We start from the raw sequence: 2,898 nt of genomic DNA, 5'->3' as shown, positions 1-2,898 counted from the left end.
TAATCTCCCGTTTATAGTTTATCCTTGCTTACCTCATCTTGTTACCCAACTTGTGGGTAAGGATTAGACCCCCGCCAGCGGGGGACAACGGCCAATCAATCACTTGAATAGCGACAGAGCACTAGTGCTCTGTCGCTACTCAATTGATGTCCCCCCTGGCCTAATCATTACCCACATCTTTTAGTGGACAGATTAGATAGAAATTCCAAATTCCAAGCACCAAATTCCAAATAAATTCCAAATTCCAAGCACCAAATCCCAAACACCAAATTCCAAAGTTTATATTACAACACTGAACCCGAAGCCCTAATTATTTGCTTTACATATTCGATATTAGTAATAGTTTTAGGTAGTTTCTTACAGAATAAAGCAACCTCTTGAGCAAATTGATAAGTTCTTTCTTCTAAATCACATTGTTTGGAATTTTGAATTTTGGTCATTGGAATTTATTTGTATTTTGGAATTTGTGATTTGGAATTTTGCCACTCACTCCGCTCTCCTGCAATCTCTCCAGCGGGGGACAACGGCCAATCAATCACTTGAATAGCGACAGAGCACTAGAGCGCGACTAAACTTTAATCCTCGGGAATACAGATTCCGCACGATTGATTTTCGTGCCGGGTTTTAATATACCCCACTGGCTTAATTCATTAGTCCCACTTATATTTTCTTCTATGCCCAATTGTTGCCAGATTTTTGTTGCTGAATCTGGCATAAAAGGTGAAATATAGATAGTTATAAATCTAATTGACTCGGCTAAATCATAAAGAATATCATTTAATTTGTCATCTCTAATTTTAGCTAAATTCCAGGGTGCGGTTTCGTCTATATATTTATTGCAGGCACGAATTAATTTAAAAATATGGTCTAAAGCGATATGAAATTGTAGATTATCAAAAGCAGTATCAACTTGCGGAAGAAGTCCTAATGTCATATCTTTTAATTTTGAGGTTTCATTTGACGGTTGTGGCACTGTGCCTTCGGTATATTTTTGAATCATGGCTAAAGTCCTTGAAACAAGGTTACCAAGGTCGTTAGCTAAATCACTATTTATTCGATGAATTAATCCTTCGTAAGAGTAATCGCCATCTAATCCAAAAGGGACTTCTCGAAGTAAAAAATACCTGTAACAATCCACACCTACTTCATCAATGACTTTATTGGGGTCGATGACATTACCAACTGATTTTGACATCTTTTTACCTTCGATAGTCCACCAACCGTGAGCAAAGACCTTCTTAGGTGGGTTAATACCAGCCGAGATAAGCATTGCTGGCCAGATAATCGCATGAAACTTTAAGATGTCTTTACCAATAATATGAACATCAGCCGGCCAGTAATGATTGAATTTTTTTTCATCAAGTCCAAAGCCACAGCCACTAATGTAATTAATTAACGCCTCAAACCAGACATAGATAACATCAAATGCCCCTTCAATTGGCACCTTAATTCCCCAATCAAATGTCATTCGGCTGATGCTCAGGTCTTTTAAACCCTCTTTAATAATATTAATTACCTCATTCCTTCTAAATTCTGGCTGGATGAAATCAGGAGTAGAATCGATATATTTTAATAATGGTTCTTGATATTTCGATAATCTGAAGAAATAGCCTTCTTCAGCCAGCCATTCTGGTTGTCTATTACAAGAAGGACATTTACCTTCTATTAACTGACCTTCGGGGATATAAGTTTCGCAAGGGGTGCAATACCAACCTTCATATTTACCGCGGTAAATATCCTGGTTTTCATAGATTATTTTAAAAAGACGCCAGGCGGCATTTTTATGGCGAGGTTCAGTGGTTCGGATAAAATCGTCATAAGAGATATTAAGTCTTTCCCAGAGTTCTTTAAATCTAACAACTACATTATCGGCTAATTCTTGAGGGGATAGTCCTTGTTCTTTAGCCGTCCGCTCAATCTTCTGGCCATGTTCATCTGTGCCAGTCAGAAAAAAGACATCGTCGCCTCGTAACCTCTTATATCTGGCTAATGTATCTGCCGCAACATTGGTATAAGAATGACCAATATGTGGTAAATCATTAACATAATAAAGCGGAGTAGTAACATAGTATTTCATTCTTTACCACCCTTTACCAATGAGAAAGAATGTACCTCTTTCAAGGGAAAAGATAGAGAGCCTGCATCTCCTTCTAATTTCACAATAATTTGTTCTCGCATAACATCTATACCCTGGACAGTTCCTATCCCTTTTGGCGTAGTTACTTTTGTTCCGCATCTTGGTGCTTGTTTACGGAATTTAGCATAAATCGGATATTCATAAGCCAGACAACACATTAATCTACCACAAACACCAGATATTTTACCTGGTGTGAGGATAAGATTTTGTTCTTTAGCCATTTTGATTTGAACAGAATCAAATTCTTTTAAGAAAGTTCCACAACATAATTCCCGACCACACCAACCACATCCACCACACAATTTAGCCTCATCCCGAACACCAATCTGCCGTAACTCAATCCTGATTTTAAGGTGATGCACCAAATCTTTGACTAATTGTCGAAAATCTACCCTTTCTTCAGCCGTGAAATAAAAAATGATTTTTTTGCCATCTACGGTATAATGAGTAGTAACAAGCTTCATAGATAGTTCCTGTTCTTTAATTTTTTGTTTACAAAAAAGAAAAGCGGCCTTTCCCTTTCCCCTATTTTCTCTTACCTTGTTCCAATCTTCGCGAGTCGCCAGTCTGATAACTTTAGGCAGGGGTTTAGAGCCTTTAGCCTTTTCAATTATTTTAGGCATTTGTGTTACTTTAGCTAAATCTATTCCTCGGTCTATTTCTACGATACAGTAATCCCCATGTTTCAACTCAAGATTATTTATATCATAGTAATAAATTTTATAATCCTTTTGGAATTTTATTCCCGCAACCTCAATCAT

Annotated in this window: 3 protein-coding genes; all 3 read right to left on the bottom strand. The window is 37.3% G+C overall.

Annotated features, from left to right (window positions below; genetic code table 11):
• Window positions 1-284: 284 nt before the first annotated feature.
• The gene (locus AB1414_18365) at window positions 285-440 is read right to left on the bottom strand and encodes a hypothetical protein (protein ID MEW6609380.1); all 156 of its coding nucleotides are present in this window, start codon (window positions 438-440) and stop codon (window positions 285-287) included.
• Between the two features lie 128 nt (window positions 441-568).
• Window positions 569-2,077, bottom strand: coding sequence for a methionine--tRNA ligase (gene metG, locus AB1414_18360; protein ID MEW6609379.1), 1,509 nt, complete (start codon window positions 2,075-2,077; stop codon window positions 569-571).
• On the bottom strand, window positions 2,074-2,898 hold an 825-nt coding region (locus tag AB1414_18355), incomplete at its 5' end, for a stage 0 sporulation family protein (protein MEW6609378.1). The genes AB1414_18355 and metG, both read right to left, overlap by 4 nt.

The organism is bacterium (assembly GCA_040755795.1).
Classification (GTDB): Bacteria; UBA9089; CG2-30-40-21; order CG2-30-40-21; family SBAY01; genus JBFLXS01.
This window is presented reverse-complemented; position numbering and strand designations above follow the sequence as displayed.